Source organism: Pseudomonas sp. MH10, assembly GCF_034353045.1.
GTDB lineage: Bacteria > Pseudomonadota > Gammaproteobacteria > Pseudomonadales > Pseudomonadaceae > Aquipseudomonas.
This window is the reverse complement of sequence record NZ_CP133783.1, coordinates 4,205,566-4,223,193: the sequence shown is the minus strand read 5'-3', so window position 1 is coordinate 4,223,193 and position 17,628 is coordinate 4,205,566. Positions and strand designations below refer to the sequence as shown.

Sequence of the window (17,628 nt, the reverse complement as noted above, 5' to 3'; positions counted from 1 at the left end):
AGCATGTTGGCTTGCCTCGCTAAAACGCCGGAAGCCTGAATGCCTGCGCTCACAACTCCCAATGTCGAACACCTGACGTTGCCCAACGGGTTACACGTGGTGCTTCGCCATGCGCCACGATTAAAACGCTGTGCGGCGGCGTTGCGGGTAGCGGCGGGCAGTCATGATGTACCGACGCAATGGCCGGGTCTGGCGCACTTTCTCGAGCATTTGTTTTTCCTGGGCACAGAGCGTTTTACCGCCGACGACAGTTTGATGGCCTTCGTTCAGCGTCATGGTGGGCTGGTGAACGCCAGCACCCGGGAACGTACCACAGACTTTTTTTTCGAGCTGCCACAGTCGGTGTTCGCCCAAGGCGTGGAGCGCCTGTGCGAGATGCTCAGCCACCCGCGCCTTGCGTTAGCCGATCAACGACGGGAACGCGAAGTGCTGCATGCAGAGTTCATCGCCTGGTCGCAGGACACCGAAGCCCGATATCAAACGACATTGCTGCAACCGCTGTCAGCGCGTCATCCGTTGCGGGCATTTCATGCAGGAAATCGCTACAGCCTTCCCGTGCCGCGCCAGGCTTTTCAGCAGGCGTTGCAGGACTTTTATCGGCACTTTTATCACTCCGGACAAATGATCTTGAGCCTTGCGGGTCCGCAATCATTGGATGACCTGAGGGCGTTGGCAACTGGCTATGGCAGCCTCTTTGTCAGCGGAGAAAGGTCTGCTCAAACGCCCCCGCCGCCCTTGCTGGAAACAGCACCCACTGCGCAGCCCATTACCGACCCGCGCCGGCTGAACTTGATTTTTGCGTGTGAAAACCTGCCTGAGTCGGGTCTCGAAGCGATGAGATATTTCCAGACATGGCTGACCGACCCACAACCCGGCGGATTGCTTTTCGAGCTGCGCGAACGCGACGTGATCGACTCGCTCAAGGTCGAATCGCTGTACAGTTTTGAAGATCAGCTGCTGCTGGGTATCGAGTTCACGCTAACCGAAAACGGCGTTCACCAACGCGGCGTTGTCGCTGAATTGTTTTTTGACTGGCTGGGGTTTTTCGAATCCAACAGTGGCGATCCGAAACTGTATGAGCAATACGCGCTGCTGCAAGATCGACGACGGGCGGCCGGTGGTGCGCTGGCGATGGCGCAGTGCTTCAACAACCGCTCAAATCCCTCGCCAGACACATTGAAATCACTGCTCGCCCAATTACAGCCCGCGAACCTGCTTCATCCCCTGGCTGTGGATAACTTGAGCACTCAGCACATCGCTTGGCGCCTGCCTGCGCCCAATCCTTTTTTGCGCGCCGACATTGGCGATGGCGCGCAGGGTGCGGTTTTCCTGCGTTGGCGATTGACCTCGGCGCATTCTAGGCTGTGGCAGATGCTCAACGACAACCTGCGCTCAGTCATCACAGCGGCACAACAGGCGGGCGTCGATCTCGCCTTCAGCCAATACGGCCGCTTTTGGCAACTCAAGCTAAGCGGCACTTCGGCACCCATGCCTCTTGTCATCCGGCACGCCCTGGATGTGCTGACCGTGCCCAAGCCTGAAACCTTGGCGCGCTTGGGGCAACTTCGTCCTGAGCCTGCGTTGATTCCAATCCGCCAGTTGCTCAAGCGGCTGCCGGAGGCCTGTTTGAGCGCGGTAGATTGGGTCGACAACGATAACAACGACGTGTCGACGATTTTGGCTGGCGCGCGATGGACGACGTTTTCCGTCGGCTTATCCGAAGAAACCAAAGTCGCACTGAACGTTGAACTGCGAAGGATGCCGGGTGGAGCCGTTGATCAACTCCTTAAGGCCGCTAACGTTACCCACGGTATGCACCGAGTGAACGGTGTATCTGACGCTTGCGAAACTGCTGTGCTTTTATTCTGCCCAGCGCCTAGTCAGCGCGTGGAGGATGAAGCGGCGTGGCGGCTGTTGGCGCACCTCGGGCAAGCGCCCTTCTATCAACGGCTGCGAGTGGAATTACAATTGGGCTATGCGGTATTCAGCGGCCTGCGACAAATCGCTGGCCAAGCAGGTTGGTTGTTTGGGGTGCAGTCGCCCAGTGCGTCTACGGAAGAAATCGTGGGTCATCTACAAGCATTCATCAGGCGCCTACCCGCATTAATCCAAGCCGCGGATTTGACGTCCCAGCGCCAAGCGTTGGCCGCCCAGTTCGACATCGCCACCATGGACCCCCTTCAAGCCAGCGAATGGCTCTGGCAAGCGCACATGGCCGGGCATGGCGCCCGTTACCCAGAACAGCTGCAAACCGCGCTTCTTCGCCTTGAAAAGCACGAACTGCTCACCGCCATTTGTCGGTTAGTAGGGGCCGCCGACGGCTGGCTATACCTAAGCAATCGCCAAATCGCGCTGCAAACACCCTTCCTCTAGGAGACATCCGCCGAATCGGGGTTATGGCGAAAGCCGAGAGTGCCAGGCGGACCTATAATTACCGATCTCGCAACGGCGTTTATCGAGGATGACGGCGCAGATTAAACACGCTTTTATTAAGATAGCTGCCTAACCATCTGAACGTCTTCGCTTGGCGAGTGACTAATGTGGGTCATCAACCGCTGTATATGCCTGGAAGGAGTCTCCTATGTCGTGGACTAAACCTGCTTACACTGATCTGCGTATCGGTTTCGAAGTCACCATGTACTTCGCAAGCCGTTGATTCTGACGCGGTGCAACGCCTCGGTTCGCCGGGGCGTTTTTATTCATGGAGCGTAAATGTTCATACAGATTCTAGGTTCTGCGGCTGGCGGCGGTTTCCCTCAGTGGAACTGCAACTGCGCTAACTGCGCGGGCTTTCGCGACGGTAGTCTGCGGGCTCAAGCGCGCACCCAATCGTCCATTGCCCTGTCCGATGACGGCGTGCATTGGGTGTTGTGCAACGCCTCCCCCGATATCCGCGCACAATTGCAGGACTTTAAGCCGATGCAACCGGGCCGGGCCCTGCGGGACACAGGCATCAGCGCGATCATTTTGATGGACAGCCAGATCGACCACACCACTGGCCTGCTCAGCTTGCGCGAAGGCTGCCCGCATCAAGTGTGGTGTACCGACATGGTTCACGAAGACCTGAGCAGCGGTTTTCCGTTATTTCCGATGCTGACCCACTGGAACGGCGGCCTAAGTTGGAACCGCATCGCACTGGAAGGCAGCTTTGTCATCCCGGCCTGCCCAAACCTGCGCTTTACGCCATTCCCTCTAAGCAGCGCAGCGCCGCCGTATTCGCCGCACCGTTTCGATCCGCACCCCGGCGACAACATTGGCTTGATCGTCGAAGACCTGAAAACCGGCGGCACGCTGTTCTATGCGCCGGGGTTGGGTAAAGTCGATGGAGCCCTGATGCAGCAAATGGCCGCTGCCGACTGTCTGTTGGTGGACGGCACGATGTGGAACGACGATGAAATGCAACGTCGCGGCGTCGGCACCCGCACCGGGCGTGAGATGGGCCATATGGCGCAAAGCGGTCCCGGCGGGATGCTTGAGGTGTTGGAGCAATTGCCCGACCAACGCAAAGTGCTTATTCACATCAACAACACCAACCCGATCCTGGATGAAGACTCCCCGGAGCGCGCTGAGTTGGTCCGCCGTAACGTTGAAGTTGCCTACGACGGCATGAGTATCGAGCTTTAGGAGCCTGCATGAGCGACGCCACTGCATTGTCACCCGCTGAGTTCGAGGCCGCCCTGCGCGCCAAGGGTGCCTACTACCACATTCATCACCCGTTTCATGTGGCGATGTACGAAGGCCGTGCAACCCGTGAACAGATTCAGGGCTGGGTCGCCAACCGCTTCTATTACCAGGTCAATATCCCGTTAAAAGACGCCGCGATTTTGGCCAACTGCCCGGACCGTGAAATTCGCCGGGAGTGGATTCAACGTCTGCTCGACCACGATGGCGCCCCCGGTGAAGACGGCGGCATCGAAGCGTGGCTACGTTTGGGGCAAGCGGTGGGGCTGGACCCAGACCAATTGCGCTCGCAGGAATTGGTGCTGCCCGGTGTGCGATTTGCCGTCGATGCTTACGTCAACTTCGCCCGCCGCGCTAATTGGCAGGAAGCCGCGAGCAGCTCATTGACCGAATTGTTCGCGCCGCAGATTCACCAATCGCGCCTGGACAGTTGGCCGCAGCACTATCCGTGGATCGACCCCACTGGCTACGAGTATTTCCGTACTCGTCTGAGTCAGGCGCGACGTGATGTCGAGCATGGTCTGACCATCACCTTGCAGCACTACACCACCTACGAAGGCCAGCAGCGAATGCTGGAAATTCTTCAGTTCAAATTGGACATTCTGTGGAGCATGCTCGATGCCATGAGCATGGCCTACGAACTGAACCGTCCGCCGTACCATAGCGTTACCGATCAACGCGTCTGGCATAAGGGGATCGCCCTGTGAGCTTTAATCGACATCTGATTCCGCGCTGGCGCCAGGGTTATCGCTACCAGTTTGAACCGGCGCAAAACGGCCACGTGTTGCTGTACCCGGAAGGCATGATCAAGCTCAACGAGAGTGCCAGCGCCATTGGTGGCCTGATCGATGGCGAGCGAAATGTCGAGGCGATCATCGGCGCGCTGGATCAATTGTTTCCTGGCTTTCCAGAGCTCGGTGCCGACGTCGAGCAGTTTATGGAGGTCGCCCGTGCTGAACGCTGGATCGAACTTGCCTGACACCTCTGTGCGGATTGCGCCGACACCCGAAACCGGCTTGCCGTTATGGCTGCTGGCCGAGCTGACTTACCGTTGTCCGCTGCAATGCCCGTACTGCTCTAACCCGCTGGATTTCGCGGCGCAAGGTCAGGAGCTAACCACTGAACAGTGGTTCAAGGTAATGCGTGAAGCCCGGGAAATGGGCGCGGCGCAAATCGGTTTTTCCGGCGGCGAGCCCTTGGTGCGCCAAGACTTGGCCGAGCTGATTGCCCAAGCGCGGCGACTCGGCTTCTACACCAACCTGATCACATCGGGTATCGGCCTCACCGAACAGAAAATCATCGATTTCAAAAAAGCCGGGCTGGACCATATCCAGATCAGTTTCCAAGCCAGTGACGAGCAAGTGAACAACATGCTCGCGGGGTCGAAAAAGGCCTTCGCGCAAAAGCTGGAAATGGCCCGGGCAGTGAAAGCCCATGGTTACCCGATGGTGCTGAACTTCGTCACCCATCGGCACAACATCGACAAAATCGACCGCATCATCGAGCTGTGCATCGCACTGGAAGCGGACTTCGTTGAGCTGGCCACCTGTCAGTTCTACGGCTGGGCGAAACTCAATCGCGAGGGCCTGCTGCCGACCCGCGACCAACTGGTGCGCGCCGAACGTGTCACCAATGAATACCGGGCGAAGCTCGCCGCCGAAGACCATCCATGCAAACTGATTTTCGTCACCCCGGATTATTACGAAGAACGCCCGAAAGGCTGCATGAACGGCTGGGGCAGTGTGTTTTTGACCGTGACCCCAGACGGTACCGCCCTGCCCTGCCATGGCGCGCGACAGTTACCGATTCAGTTTCCCAATGTGCGCGAGCACAGCATGCAGTACATCTGGTACGACTCGTTCGGCTTCAATCGTTTTCGCGGTTATGCCTGGATGCCCGAACCCTGCCGCTCCTGCGACGAGAAGGAAAAAGACTTCGGTGGCTGCCGCTGTCAGGCGTTTATGTTGACCGGCGATGCGAGCAATGCCGATCCGGTTTGTGGGAAGTCTCCCCATCACGGGATCATTACTCAGGCCCGCGAAGAAGCCGAGTATGCTACCCAAACCATTGAGCAGTTGGCCTTCCGTAATGAACGCAACTCCCGGCTTATCATCAAATCCTGAACCCTTTAGCGCCGCCCAGGCCGTTGCTGCGGGCGTCGATTTCGCAGAATTGGCCGTCAATGCGGCGGGCTTGTTCTGGAACGAATACCGCCCCGAAGACGCAGCCTCAAGAGTCTGGCGCTGGCATCTAGGCCGTGCGCAATGTCTGACGCCCGAGGGTTTCAGCGTGCGCAGCCGGGTTTATGAGTACGGCGGAGGTTCGTTTTGTTTGAGCGACGATGCCGTTTTGTTCGTCAACGAAGCAGATCAACAGCTGTATCGCCAAGAATTCGATGCCCCGACACCTAAACTGCTTAGCCACGGCAACCGACACTACGGTGACCTGCGGTTCGCCCACGGCTGGGTATATGCCGTCGAAGAAGAGGGCGACGTTCACCGCTTGGTGGCGTTCGATGCACTGAACGGTCAACGCCAATTGCTGGTTGAAGGCGCCGATTTTTACGCCGCACCCACGCTCAGTCCAGATGGTCAGCGCTTGGCCTGGATCGAGTGGCAGCGCCCGCATCAGCCGTGGACCTCAACCCAATTGATGTGCGCTGAACGTCAAGCTGATGGACAGTGGGCTAAAGCGCGATGTGTCGCCGGAATGGGCGCCGAAGAGTCAGTGCAGCAACCGTGCTTTGACGCAAAAGGACAGCTGTTTTGCCTGACGGATCGCGGCGGATTTTGGCAACCCTGGGTCGAAACACCCAATGGCCTGACTGCGCTTCCCGCTGCTGTGGCGGATCATTCACCTGCGCCGTGGCAATTGGGCGGCAGCACGTGGTTACCGCTTGCAGAGCACAGTTATTTGGCAACTTGGTCCGAAGAAGGCTTTGGGCAACTTGCTCTTCGCGCTGCCGACGGCTCGACAGAGGATTTCACCGCAGACTACAGCCGCTTTCGTAGCTTGGCAGTGGACGATCAGTTCATCTATTGCGTCGCGGCCTCGGCGGTCAGTCCGTCAGCCATCCTCGTTATTGATCGGCAGAATCATCAGGTTCAACTACTGGCCGGTGGCATTGCGCCGCTCCCAGCGGAACGCATCACCCGCCCACAGGCCCTGCGTTATCCCAGCGGAAGCGGCGAAGCACACGGTTTCTTTTATCCCGCGATGAATGGAGTGGAGGTGCCGCCTTTGGTGGTGTTTATCCACGGAGGCCCAACCTCGGCGTGTTATCCGGTGCTGGACCCACGCATTCAGTATTGGAGCCAGCGCGGATTCGCCGTTGCCGATCTCAACTACCGGGGCAGCACCGGATATGGCCGCGCTTATCGCCAAGCCTTGCATCTGAACTGGGGCGATGTCGACGTAGAGGACGCCTGCTCGGTGGTGGCTTACTTGGCCGAGCGTAAGTTGATAAACCCGGATCAAGCCTTCATTCGCGGAGGCAGCGCGGGCGGCTATACCGCCTTGTGCGCGCTGGCCTACCACCAGGTATTTCGCGGCGGCGCCAGTTTGTATGGCGTCAGCGACCCCATCGCGTTGGCGCGGGCCACGCATAAATTCGAAGGTGATTACCTGGACTGGCTGATCGGCGATCCCGATAAAGACGCCGAGCGTTATAAGGCCCGCACACCGCTACTGCATGCCAACCAAATCACAGTGCCGGTTATCTTCTTCCAAGGTGAACTGGACGCGGTGGTCGTGCCGACGCAAACCCGTGACATGCTCAAAGCACTGCTCGACAACGGCATTGCCGCTGAGGGCCACTTCTACCCGGATGAACGCCACGGCTTTCGCAAAGCCAATAATCAAGCCCATGCGATGGAACAAGAATGCAATTTCTATCGGCGGTTGATAGACAGCAAAGAGCACAGTTTTATTTGACCAGGTCGGTAAATCCACACCATCAATCGCGCTTGGCGATGATGTACACCGCGTGGATGACGCCGGGGAAGTAGCCCAGCAGTGTAAGCAGGATATTCAACCAAAAGGCACCGGCGAAGCCGACTTGTAGGAACACGCCCAGCGGTGGCAGCAAGATGGCGATGATGATGCGGATGATATCCATAAACACGACTCCCGATTAGGTTGGCTTGGTCAGCCACTCAGCTAATCGACCTGTGGCCAGTCACAGGGTTCAACGCAGTCGTCTTCAAGCCGCAACAGCGCCCCAATGTTGCGGTACGGATACTGGAGAATGCTTGTCAGCCACACGAGTACCACGTGACAAAACCGCCGCGCCTTTCCTACCACCTTCTGAAACACTGCTCAGCACCACAATATCGGCCCGAATGGCGTAACGGTCCTCACACAGCAACGTCTCGTAACGACCTAGACCGGTACGGGTTTCGTCGAGGATCAGCAGGATTTTCAACTCGCGGCACAGCTGCGCCACACCTTGGAAATACGTGAAGGTCGCCGCCATGTCAGCATCGCGGCTAAGGCGGGGCTCAAGGACGATGGCGACCGTCCGGGAATCCACTGCGGCATGCAACGCCGCCAGATCATTGAGCGAAGCACTCATAGAGTCGTCGCACGTAGAGACGATACCCACCGCACCGTGCCGATGTTGCTGACCCCATTTCCGGGTCAAGCCGATGGCCACTTCTCTGGCCTGGGCACCCGTATCGACGAGGTGAACCTGATCGTTGCTCGTACTCCGGCGTAGCAGCTCAGTGAGGCTTGGGCCTGCGTCATCGTCGCTAATATCCCGCTCCGAGCCGGCAGACGGGGTCGGCGCGGCCACCCCGCGGCGATTGAACAGCAATTGGAACAGGCTCATGCGCGCAGCCCTTCCAGCGGCAGACCAAGCAAGCGCTCTGACCAGTCTTCAACCCGACCGGTGCGCAAACGCTTGATCGCTATGTCACGCCAGCGCGACGACAGCGCTGGGCAATCCACCAGCTTCTTCAACCCGGCATGCTCCAGCGGCTCAGTGTAAAAAGTGCGCAAGGCCCACGCCACGGTCAAGCCGGGATAGCTCCGCTGTACCAGCTCGAAGGGATCACTGTCGCTGACGAAACCGGGTTTGAGTACGCGGTAAAACCAGCCGCAACGGCCAGTGTCTTGAGCCTCTTGTGGCATATTTTCCAGGCCCCAGCGATGGGTCAGGCGATAGCAGGGAGAGCGTGGCTGACTGATCTGTACCAACGCGCCGCCCCAACGAAAGATGTCACCCAAACAGGCGTGCTCTTCGGTGATGCCGTGGGTCGAAAGGTTTTCGCCGAACGCTGGCGCACTCCAATCGATGTTCGGGTAAAGCTTGCGCCAGTAAGCGTAATGTTCAGCAGGGTAATGGTGCAGAGCGCGTTCTGGACCGGTGTGAAAGCGCGGATCACCGTGTTCGTCGCTGCCCAAGCCTTGCGGCCAGAGCCAGGTGCGACGTTCCAGTCGCTGCTTATCGATGTCAGTTACCAATCCGTGGTCGAGGTTTTTCGCTTTCCCTATGTAAACACCGTCGACACATATGCTGTTCATTACTATTTCTGGGCCTGTAAGCCTTGAGGAATAAGGCTAGACTAAGCCCTCACCATGGCCCGAGGCCATTTCGTTTTAGTAACACTTTCGATAAGATTTACTTATGGATTTTCGACAGCTGCGTTATTTTGTCGCGGTGTATGAAGAAGGCCACGTTGGACGCGCCGCAGAGCGCCTATCGCTGTCGCAACCTGCGCTTTCGCAGCAGATTCGTCAGCTCGAACACAGCCTGGATGTCAGCCTGTTTGAACGTACGAGCAAACGTCTGTTGCCGACTTTGGCCGCTCATACGCTGTACAACCACGCCCTGCCACTGCTCGACGGCATGCAACAGGCTCGCGATGCGCTGCGTAATTTCCGCGGACAGTCGGTCCGAACGCTGGCGATTGGCGTACTGCAGACCGTGCTGTATCTGGTGCCGCAGTTACTGGAGCAACTGCGCAAGGCGCAGCCGCATCTGGTGGTGCACATCTACGAATTGTCCGGGCTAGAGATTGAACGGCGTTTGCTCAATGGCGCGCTGGATATCGGCATCAGCTTTTTGCCCGCCCATCAACCCGGCCTGCACAGCTTGGTGCTGTACGAAGACGAACTGCAACTGGTGGTTCCGGTCGATCATCCACTGCGCGAATTTAAGAAGGTGTCGGTCAGTCAGGCAGCGGAGCTACCGATGCTGTTATTGGGAGAAGAGTATCAGGTGCGGCAGATCTGGCAGACGCAGTTGGCCAACCTCGGGCGTCGCCCCCACGTGCAAGCGGAACTCAACAGTATGGCAGGCATACTCGACAGTTTGCTCAATACGTCGCTAGCAACGGTATTGCCAGGGCGGGTGCAGCGGGTTCAGGGGAGCAGTTGGTTATTGTGGAAACCGCTGACCGAGCCGCGCGTGCCGCTCAAGGTCGGGCTGGTGTATCGCGATGCGCAACGGCATCAACCGGCGCTGGAACTGTTACGGACGCTTTTAGAGGACAAAAGCGCGGGTCGTCCGGGTGTGCCGGGAGCGCTGGACGTTATCATTTGACGCACGCCAAGTTAAATCGCGCACAAAAAGAAAACCCCGCCGAAGCGGGGTTTTGCAGACTGTTTCCCTGACATCCTTTTCGCCCCACCATCCTGGCAGGCATCCCTACGTGTCCATGTTGTGTTTTTTGCGCTTCCTGCGCTACGTCCCTGTTAAGTAGATTAACCATGGATCCAGCCAAGCGATAGGGTCAAACGGCAGCACGTCATGTAAGCATATGCTTACATGACGTCGGACCGGTCCCACACCCTTTAGAACTGAGAAGCATCCAGCAAGAACAACGACTCGCTACCCGCTTTGACCGATGCACTCAACGAGTGGATGCGCGGCAGTAGCCGTGCGAAGTAGAAGCGTGCGGTGCCCAGCTTGCTGGCGTAAAAGTCTTCCTGGGATTCCTTACCCAGTGCCGCCCGGGCCATGAGCGCCCACATGTAGGCATAAGCGGTGTAGCCAAACGCATGCAAGTACTCAACGGAGGCAGCGCCGATTTCATTGGCGTCGGTCCTGGATCGATCCAATACCCACGCCGTCAGTTCGTCAAGATTGTCGAGCGCTGCGTTTAACGGCCCAGTGAACTCAGCCATCTCCTTGCCAGCCGTGGCCGTGAATTGGCGAATCTCATCGGCGAACAACGCGTAGTACGCACCGCCATTCCCGACGATTTTGCGCCCAACCAAATCCAGCGCTTGAATGCCGTTGGTGCCTTCGTAGATCTGAGTGATCCGCACGTCGCGGACCAGTTGCTCCTGACCCCACTCCCGAATGTACCCGTGGCCGCCGAATATCTGCTGACCATGCACCGTGGTTTCCAGTCCAAGATCGGTGAGAAACGCTTTGGCGACAGGCGTCAGCAGCGCGACTAGATCGTCGGCACGTTTACGCGCGATCGGGTCTTCACTGAATTTCGCAGTGTCCAGTTGCATCGCCACGTAGGTGGAAAACGCGCGACCGCCTTCGTTGGACGCTTTCATGGTCAACAGCATGCGACGCACGTCTGGGTGAACGATGATCGGATCGGCCACTTTGTCCTTGGCCTGCGGCCCGGTCGGCGAACGGCTTTGCAAACGATCCCGCGCGTATTCGATAGCGTTCTGATACGAGCGCTCGCCAGACGCCAGACCCTGGATGCCCACCCCCAGACGCTCGTAGTTCATCATGGTGAACATCGCCGCCAAGCCACGGTTGGGTTCGCCAACCAGATAACCTACCGCCTCGTCGAAGTTCATGACGCAGGTGGCCGATGCCTGGATGCCCATTTTGTGTTCGATGGACCCACAGGTGACCGGGTTGCGCGCGCCCAGACTGCCATCGGCATTGACCATAAACTTGGGCACCAGGAACAGCGAAATACCCTTCGGTCCCGCAGGCGCATCCGGGAGTTTCGCCAGTACCAGGTGAATAATGTTTTCGGTCAGGTCGTGCTCGCCACCGGTGATAAAAATCTTGGTGCCGCTGACTTTGTAAGAACCATCGGTTTGCGGTTCGGCCCTGGTGCGAATAATCCCCAGGTCGGTGCCGGCGTGGGATTCAGTCAAGCACATGGAGCCCGCCCAAAGGCCAGAGTACATGTTGGGCAAATAGGTTGCCTTCAACGCTTCGCTGGCGTGGGTGTTGATCGACACACAGGCGCCGGAGGTCAGCATGGGGTACAAGCCAAATGCCAGGCTGGAGGAGTTGATCATTTCCTCGACTTGAGCCGAAACAGCCTTGGGCATGCCCATCCCGCCAAACTCGGGATCGCCGCCCACGCCAACCCAACCGCCGTCGGCATAGGTCTGGTAAGCCTGTGGGAAACCTGCCGGTGTGGTGACGACGCCATCGCTCCAATGGCACCCTTCTTCATCGGCGCTACGGCTGAGCGGGGCGATACTCTTACTGGTGACTTTGCCCGCCTCTTCGAGGATTGCCTCTACGGTCTGGGCATCGACTGTTTCGGCCAGTGCCGGCAGTTGAGCCCAGAGTTTGGCCACCTCAAAAACCTCATTGAGGACGAAACGCATATCGCGCAGGGGCGCTTTATAGTCAGCCATGGCAAACCTCGGAAATTGAGTCGTAGAACGAAGATTCCGAGTGTACCCGAACATCATTTGCGACACATAGGGTCAGTACGTGACTATAAACATATTTATAGTCACGATAAGATTCAGAAATTCGCTACAGCGCAAACATCTCTGCGGGCAACTGCATCAGGCAATCACTGCCCGCCTCAATGGCTGCCTGATGCGCGGTGGTGCGCGGCAGCAGGCGCTTGAAATAGAACTCACACGTGGCCAGTTTGCCTTGGCAATACGCCGAATCGCCGCTGCCATCCTCCAATTGGGCTTGAGCGACCAACGCCATGCGCAACCACAGGTACCCGAGAATGATGTAGCCGCTGTACATCAGGTAATCCAACGCCGCCGCGCCCACTTCGTCAGAGTTTTTCATCGCGGCCATGCCGATCTTGGTAGTCAGTTCACCCCATTGTTTATTCAAGGCATCAAGCTGACTGACGAACCCCTTGAGCTGCGGATGCTGGGCATTGGCTTCACAAAACTTATGCACGATTTTGGTAAAGCCTCGCAGCAACTTACCTTGGCTACCCAGTACTTTGCGGCCAAGTAAATCCAGCGCCTGGATGCCGTTGGTGCCTTCATAAATCGGCGCGATACGGCAGTCACGCACTAATTGCTCCATACCCCACTCACGAATAAAACCGTGCCCGCCAAAAACCTGCATCCCGAGGTTGGTCACCTCCAGACCCGTTTCGGTCATGAATGCCTTGCAGATCGGCGTGAGGAACGCCAAGAGGTTTTCCGCCTCTTCGCGCTGACCCGCGTCACTGCTCATGTGAGCGGTGTCGAGCATCTGCGCGGTGACGTAGGTCAATGCGCGATTGCCTTCGTTGAAGGCTTTCATGGTCAGCAACATGCGACGAACATCGGGGTGAACGATGATCGGGTCAGCCACCTTGTCCGGCGCCTTGGGACCCGTCAGTGAACGCATTTGCAGGCGCTCATTAGCGTATTTGATTGCGCCCTGAAAACTGGCTTCGCCCAGACACAAACCCTGCATGCCAGTGCCCAGGCGTGCGTGATTCATCATGGTGAACATGCAATTGAGGCCCTTGTTGGCCTCGCCAATCAGGTAACCGGTGGCGTTATCGAAGTTGATCACGCAGGTCGCTGAAGCCTTGATGCCCATCTTGTGTTCGATGGAGCCACACGACACACCGTTGCGCTGGCCGGCATTGCCCGCCGCATCAGGTAGAAACTTGGGCACGATAAACAGCGAGATGCCTCGGGTTCCAGCCGGCGCATCCGGCAGTTTGGCCAAGACCAAATGGACGATGTTCTGGCTCATGTCGTGCTCGCCAGCCGAGATGAAAATCTTGCTGCCCGAAATACCGTAGCTGCCATCGGCTTGCGGCACTGCGCGGGTTTTGATGATGCCCAAGTCGGTACCGCAATGGGCTTCGGTCAGGCACATGGTGCCGGTCCATTCGCCTTCGGTGAGTTTGGTCAGGTACGTCTGCTTCTGGTCTTCGGTGCCGTGGGTATGAATGGCCGACATCGCGCCGTGGGTCAGCCCTGGGTACATGCCCCACGAGGTGTTGCTGGAGGCGATCATTTCGCTGATGACCAGCCCCAACGACAGCGGCAAACCTTGTCCGCCATAGGCCGGGTCCGCCGCGAGGCCGTGCCAGCCGCCTTCGACGTATTGCGCAAACGCTGCTTTGAAACCCTTGGGCGTGGTGACGACGCCATTGTCGAAATGGCAGCCTTCCTCATCACCGGAACGGTTCAGTGGCGACAGCACTTGCTCGCAGAATTTGGCGCCTTCTTCCAAGATCGCACTGACCATGTCTGGACTGGCGTCATGGGCACCGAGCGCTTGGTAATGGGCAGGAAAGTCGAAAACGTTGTCGATCAAGAAGCGCATGTCGCGCAGGGGGGCTTTGTACTCAGGCATGGTCGTTTCTCCGGCAGCAGATGACCCAACCTACTGCGCGAAGACGGCCCGAACAATCACAGTCCAGACGCTGAATACAGGCTCATAACTTAACTGGCAGCGCCGGCCATGCGCACTGCACCGCGACGATTCTTACCATGGGCGACCACGCAATTTCGCCCTGCGCCCTTGGCACTGTAGAGCGCTTCGTCGGCTGACTTGAGCACTTCCTCGGGCGTACGTTGCTCCATCTGCCGCTCGGCGACGCCGATGCTGATGGTGACCGACACACTTGAGGCCCGTGCGCCGCTTCTGCGCTGGCGCCCTTGCTGGTCGTCATTCGGGCGATCCTGATTGCGCAGTTGAATGCTGTAGATGGCGATGGACTCGCGGACCATTTCCAGATGCGGCATACACTCCTCCAGCGTCTGCCCGGCAAATACCAGCGCGAATTCTTCGCCGCCATACCGGTAAGCTCGACCGCCGCCGGTCACTTTCGACAGCTTGCTCGCCACCAGTCGCAGCACTTGATCGCCAACATCGTGCCCGTGGGTGTCGTTGAATTTTTTGAAGTGGTCAACGTCGCCCATGGCCAGCACGTAATTGCGCCCCAACCGTTGCAGACGCTCATTAAGTGCGCGGCGTCCCGGCAGCCCGGTCAACTCATCGCGGAACGCCATTTGATACGCTTCATGAGCAACTGCGGCCGCAATCATCAGCATCACCTGACTGCACATGATGTTCAGGGTGAACGGCAAGATGAAGGTTTTCGGCAATGCCCAAAACAGGCCAATCAAACCGACGATTTGCGCCGCGTGCAACGGCCGAGGTTTGCGTACGTACTGCACGATCAACAATAGGAAGCTGAGAAAGAAAACCGGATAAGCCAGCTGAATCAAGCTCATCCAATTGCCGTGCAAGGCTGGCCAGCGGATCTCTGCCAGCCAATTCAGTAGCGCCTTGGGGAAGCTTTGTTCCAGCGCCAGTGCGACACTGCCGAAGGCAAGTAACACGGCAAACCGGGCAATCATGTCACGGAACAAATGCGTGCGTTCCTCCCATCCTGCGAACAAGCCATAGAGCAATGGAAGCAACAGGCAGCAGAGATGGAAAACCACAGCGGCGTCTTCACGCACTTTGCCGTAATCGCGGTAATAGTCGGTTTGGGTATCGAGCAGAAAGTAGGCGGTGTACACGGTGATCATCAAAAACAGCTCGCGCTGGCGACGATAAACCGCGCAATACGCTCCGCCCAACAGCAGCACCAATGTCGGCAGGACATTGAATAGCGAGGTGAAGAAGACATTCAGGTCTTTTACATACGCGGCCGCGAGCCCCGCCAACAGCAACAGCAGCGAGGGAAGAAAATGACTGAAACGTGCGCCCGAAAGAAGCTGCAAAAGGGGATGGCTCCTGCCCGACATGAAACGATACATGGCATTGTGCCTGTGCCGTTTCAGTTAAGCACTCAAATGGCTCAAATACGTGACTAATCCTCTTTAACGGCCGCAAACCCAAGAAGTTGATGGGAGGGCCCGCCCAGACGCTTAACCGTCAGGCACAAAAAAGCCGCGTCCCAACATGGGAAGCGGCTTTTTAGAAGTGACGCGCGGGTTTTAGTAACCCAGCGCGAAGTTCTCTTCTTTCATGTCCATCAAGTTATTCGCGCCCGACAACATGGTCACCACGTGAGTGCGAGTGCGCGGCAAGATGCGCTGGAAGTAGAAGCGCGCTGTTTGCAGCTTGGCCGTGTAGAACGCTTCTTCGGTGGTACCGGCAGCCAGTTTTTCAGCAGCCAGTCGCGCCATGTCAGCCCAGAAATAAGCCAGGCAGGCATAACCGGAGTACATCAGGTAATCCACCGAAGCGGCACCGACTTCTTCACGGTCTTTCATAGCGGCCATACCGACCTTCATGGTCAACTCGCCCCATTCTTTATTCAGCGCAGCCAAGGGCTCGACGAACTCTTTAACCGCTTCATTGCCTTCGTTGGTCTGGCAGAACTTGTGGACGATCTTGGTGAAGCCTTTCAGCGCTTCGCCTTGAGTCATCAACACTTTGCGGCCCAACAGGTCCAGCGCCTGGATACCGGTGGTGCCCTCGTACAGCATCGAAATACGGCTGTCGCGGACGTTCTGCTCCATGCCCCACTCAGCAATAAACCCGTGGCCGCCGTAGATTTGCACGCCATGGTTAGCCGCTTCGAAGCCCACTTCAGTCATGAAAGCTTTGGCGATCGGCGTCATGAACGCCAGCAGGCCGTCAGCTTGCTTCTTCTGCTCAGCGTCTTGACCGTATTTAACGATGTCGACCAGCTTGGCAGTGAAGTAAACCATTGCACGGTTGCCTTCGGCGAAAGCTTTCATGGTCAACAGCATGCGGCGTACATCAGGGTGAACAATGATCGGGTCTGCCGCTTTCTCTGGCGCTTTCGGGCCAGTCAGCGAACGCATCTGCAAGCGATCACGGGCATATTTCAAGCCACCCTGAAAGCCGATCTCGGCGTGGGCAAGGCCCTGAAGTGCAGTTCCCAAACGCGCGGTGTTCATGAAAGTGAACATGCAGTTCAGGCCTTTGTTCGGCGCGCCGATCAAGAAGCCCGTGGCTGCATCGAAGTTCATCACGCACGTTGCGTTACCGTGGATACCCATTTTGTGTTCCAGGGAACCGCAGCTGACCGCATTGCGAGCGCCAACGCTACCGTCAGCGTTTGGCATGAACTTCGGCACGATGAACAGCGAAATACCTTTAGTGCCCGCCGGTGCATCCGGCAGGCGGGCCAGCACGATATGGACGATGTTGTCGGCCATGTCGTGTTCGCCAGCAGAAATGAAGATCTTGGTGCCGGTCACTTTGTAGGAGCCGTCAGCTTGCGGTTCGGCCTTGGTGCGCAGCATGCCCAAGTCGGTACCGCAGTGCGATTCGGTCAAGCACATGGTGCCGGTCCATTCGCCCGAAACCAGCTTGGTCAGGTAAGCCTGTTGCTGTTCTTCAGTACCGTGCTCGGAAATGGTGTTCATCGCGCCGTGCGACAGGCCGGGGTACATGCCCCACGACCAGTTGGCTTCGCCGACCATTTCACTGACAGCCAGGCCGAGTGACTCTGGCAGGCCTTGACCGCCATGGGCCACGTCGTGCGCCAAGCTAGGCCAGCCGCCTTCCACGAATTGCTGGTAAGCCTGCTTGAAGCCCGTCGGGGTTTTCACGCCGGACTCGCTCCAGGTGCAGCCTTCAGAGTCGCCGACACGGTTCAACGGTGCCAACACCTGCTCACAAAACTTGGCGCCTTCTTCAAGAATGGCGTCAACCATGTCTGGAGTAGCGTCCTGGCAAGCCGGCAGGCTTTGATAATGCGCTTCGTAGCCGAGCAACTCGTCACGAACGAAGCGAATATCACGCAAGGGGGCCTTGTAGTCAGGCATAGCGATAACCTCTGCTGAGAATCCTGGAGCGAATGATCGGTCGATCAA

15 protein-coding genes are annotated in these 17,628 nt (G+C 57.7%); 8 read left to right on the top strand and 7 right to left on the bottom strand.

Annotation, left to right across the window (positions count from 1 at the left end; all coding sequences use genetic code 11):
• The first annotated feature begins 39 nt into the window (after window positions 1–39).
• From pqqF to RHM59_RS18825, 7 genes are all read left to right on the top strand, one after another.
• Entirely contained in the window at window positions 40–2,373 is a 2,334-nt protein-coding gene (gene pqqF, locus RHM59_RS18855; protein WP_322285195.1) for a pyrroloquinoline quinone biosynthesis protein PqqF, read from the top strand.
• A gap of 208 nt (window positions 2,374–2,581) precedes the next feature.
• Window positions 2,582–2,656, top strand: a complete 75-nt coding sequence (gene pqqA / locus RHM59_RS18850; protein WP_003422658.1) for a pyrroloquinoline quinone precursor peptide PqqA — start codon at window positions 2,582–2,584, stop codon at window positions 2,654–2,656.
• A 56-nt stretch (window positions 2,657–2,712) separates the two neighbouring features.
• Complete coding sequence (pqqB, locus tag RHM59_RS18845) at window positions 2,713–3,624, top strand: pyrroloquinoline quinone biosynthesis protein PqqB (protein ID WP_322166440.1); 912 nt, start codon at window positions 2,713–2,715, stop codon at window positions 3,622–3,624.
• Window positions 3,625–3,632: 8 nt separating this feature from the next.
• Window positions 3,633–4,388, top strand: coding sequence for a pyrroloquinoline-quinone synthase PqqC (gene pqqC, locus RHM59_RS18840; protein WP_322166441.1), 756 nt, complete (start codon window positions 3,633–3,635; stop codon window positions 4,386–4,388).
• Entirely contained in the window at window positions 4,385–4,660 is a 276-nt protein-coding gene (gene pqqD, locus RHM59_RS18835; protein WP_322184686.1) for a pyrroloquinoline quinone biosynthesis peptide chaperone PqqD, read from the top strand. The genes pqqC and pqqD overlap by 4 nt, the downstream gene beginning before the upstream one ends.
• Before the next feature lie 7 nt (window positions 4,661–4,667).
• The gene (gene pqqE / locus RHM59_RS18830) at window positions 4,668–5,804 is read left to right on the top strand and encodes a pyrroloquinoline quinone biosynthesis protein PqqE (protein WP_322286725.1); all 1,137 of its coding nucleotides are present in this window, start codon (window positions 4,668–4,670) and stop codon (window positions 5,802–5,804) included.
• Entirely contained in the window at window positions 5,770–7,614 is a 1,845-nt protein-coding gene (locus RHM59_RS18825; protein WP_322285194.1) for a S9 family peptidase, read from the top strand. The genes pqqE and RHM59_RS18825 overlap by 35 nt, the downstream gene beginning before the upstream one ends.
• 22 nt (window positions 7,615–7,636) lie before the next feature.
• On the opposite strand, the gene RHM59_RS18820 is transcribed toward RHM59_RS18825, so the two are convergent.
• From RHM59_RS18820 to RHM59_RS18810, 3 genes are all read right to left on the bottom strand, one after another.
• Complete coding sequence (locus RHM59_RS18820; protein ID WP_322166444.1) at window positions 7,637–7,798, bottom strand: YqaE/Pmp3 family membrane protein; 162 nt, start codon at window positions 7,796–7,798, stop codon at window positions 7,637–7,639.
• Between the two features lie 84 nt (window positions 7,799–7,882).
• A complete protein-coding gene (locus tag RHM59_RS18815) occupies window positions 7,883–8,512 on the bottom strand; it encodes an aminotransferase class III-fold pyridoxal phosphate-dependent enzyme (RefSeq protein WP_322285193.1) in 630 nt (209 codons plus the stop codon).
• On the bottom strand, window positions 8,509–9,207 hold the full coding sequence (locus RHM59_RS18810) for an MOSC domain-containing protein (protein WP_322166446.1): 699 nt from the start codon (window positions 9,205–9,207) through the stop codon (window positions 8,509–8,511). Before RHM59_RS18810 ends, RHM59_RS18815 begins: the two co-directional genes overlap by 4 nt.
• A gap of 103 nt (window positions 9,208–9,310) precedes the next feature.
• Here RHM59_RS18810 and RHM59_RS18805 point away from each other — a divergent pair, with 103 nt between their 5' ends.
• Complete coding sequence (locus RHM59_RS18805) at window positions 9,311–10,228, top strand: LysR family transcriptional regulator (protein WP_322285192.1); 918 nt, start codon at window positions 9,311–9,313, stop codon at window positions 10,226–10,228.
• A 251-nt stretch (window positions 10,229–10,479) separates the two neighbouring features.
• On the opposite strand, the gene RHM59_RS18800 is transcribed toward RHM59_RS18805, so the two are convergent.
• From RHM59_RS18800 to RHM59_RS18785, 4 genes are all read right to left on the bottom strand, one after another.
• Window positions 10,480–12,258, bottom strand: coding sequence for an acyl-CoA dehydrogenase C-terminal domain-containing protein (locus tag RHM59_RS18800; protein ID WP_322285191.1), 1,779 nt, complete (start codon window positions 12,256–12,258; stop codon window positions 10,480–10,482).
• Window positions 12,259–12,382: 124 nt separating this feature from the next.
• Window positions 12,383–14,179: an acyl-CoA dehydrogenase C-terminal domain-containing protein gene (locus RHM59_RS18795; RefSeq protein ID WP_322285190.1), complete on the bottom strand. Its 1,797-nt coding sequence runs from the start codon at window positions 14,177–14,179 to the stop codon at window positions 12,383–12,385.
• 89 nt (window positions 14,180–14,268) lie between these two features.
• The gene (locus RHM59_RS18790) at window positions 14,269–15,558 is read right to left on the bottom strand and encodes a diguanylate cyclase (RefSeq protein ID WP_416195028.1); all 1,290 of its coding nucleotides are present in this window, start codon (window positions 15,556–15,558) and stop codon (window positions 14,269–14,271) included.
• Window positions 15,559–15,774: 216 nt separating this feature from the next.
• Window positions 15,775–17,580 carry a phenylacyl-CoA dehydrogenase gene (locus RHM59_RS18785; protein WP_322166450.1) on the bottom strand — a complete coding sequence of 602 codons (1,806 nt, stop codon included), beginning with the start codon at window positions 17,578–17,580 and terminating at the stop codon, window positions 15,775–15,777.
• Window positions 17,581–17,628: the final 48 nt, after the last annotated feature.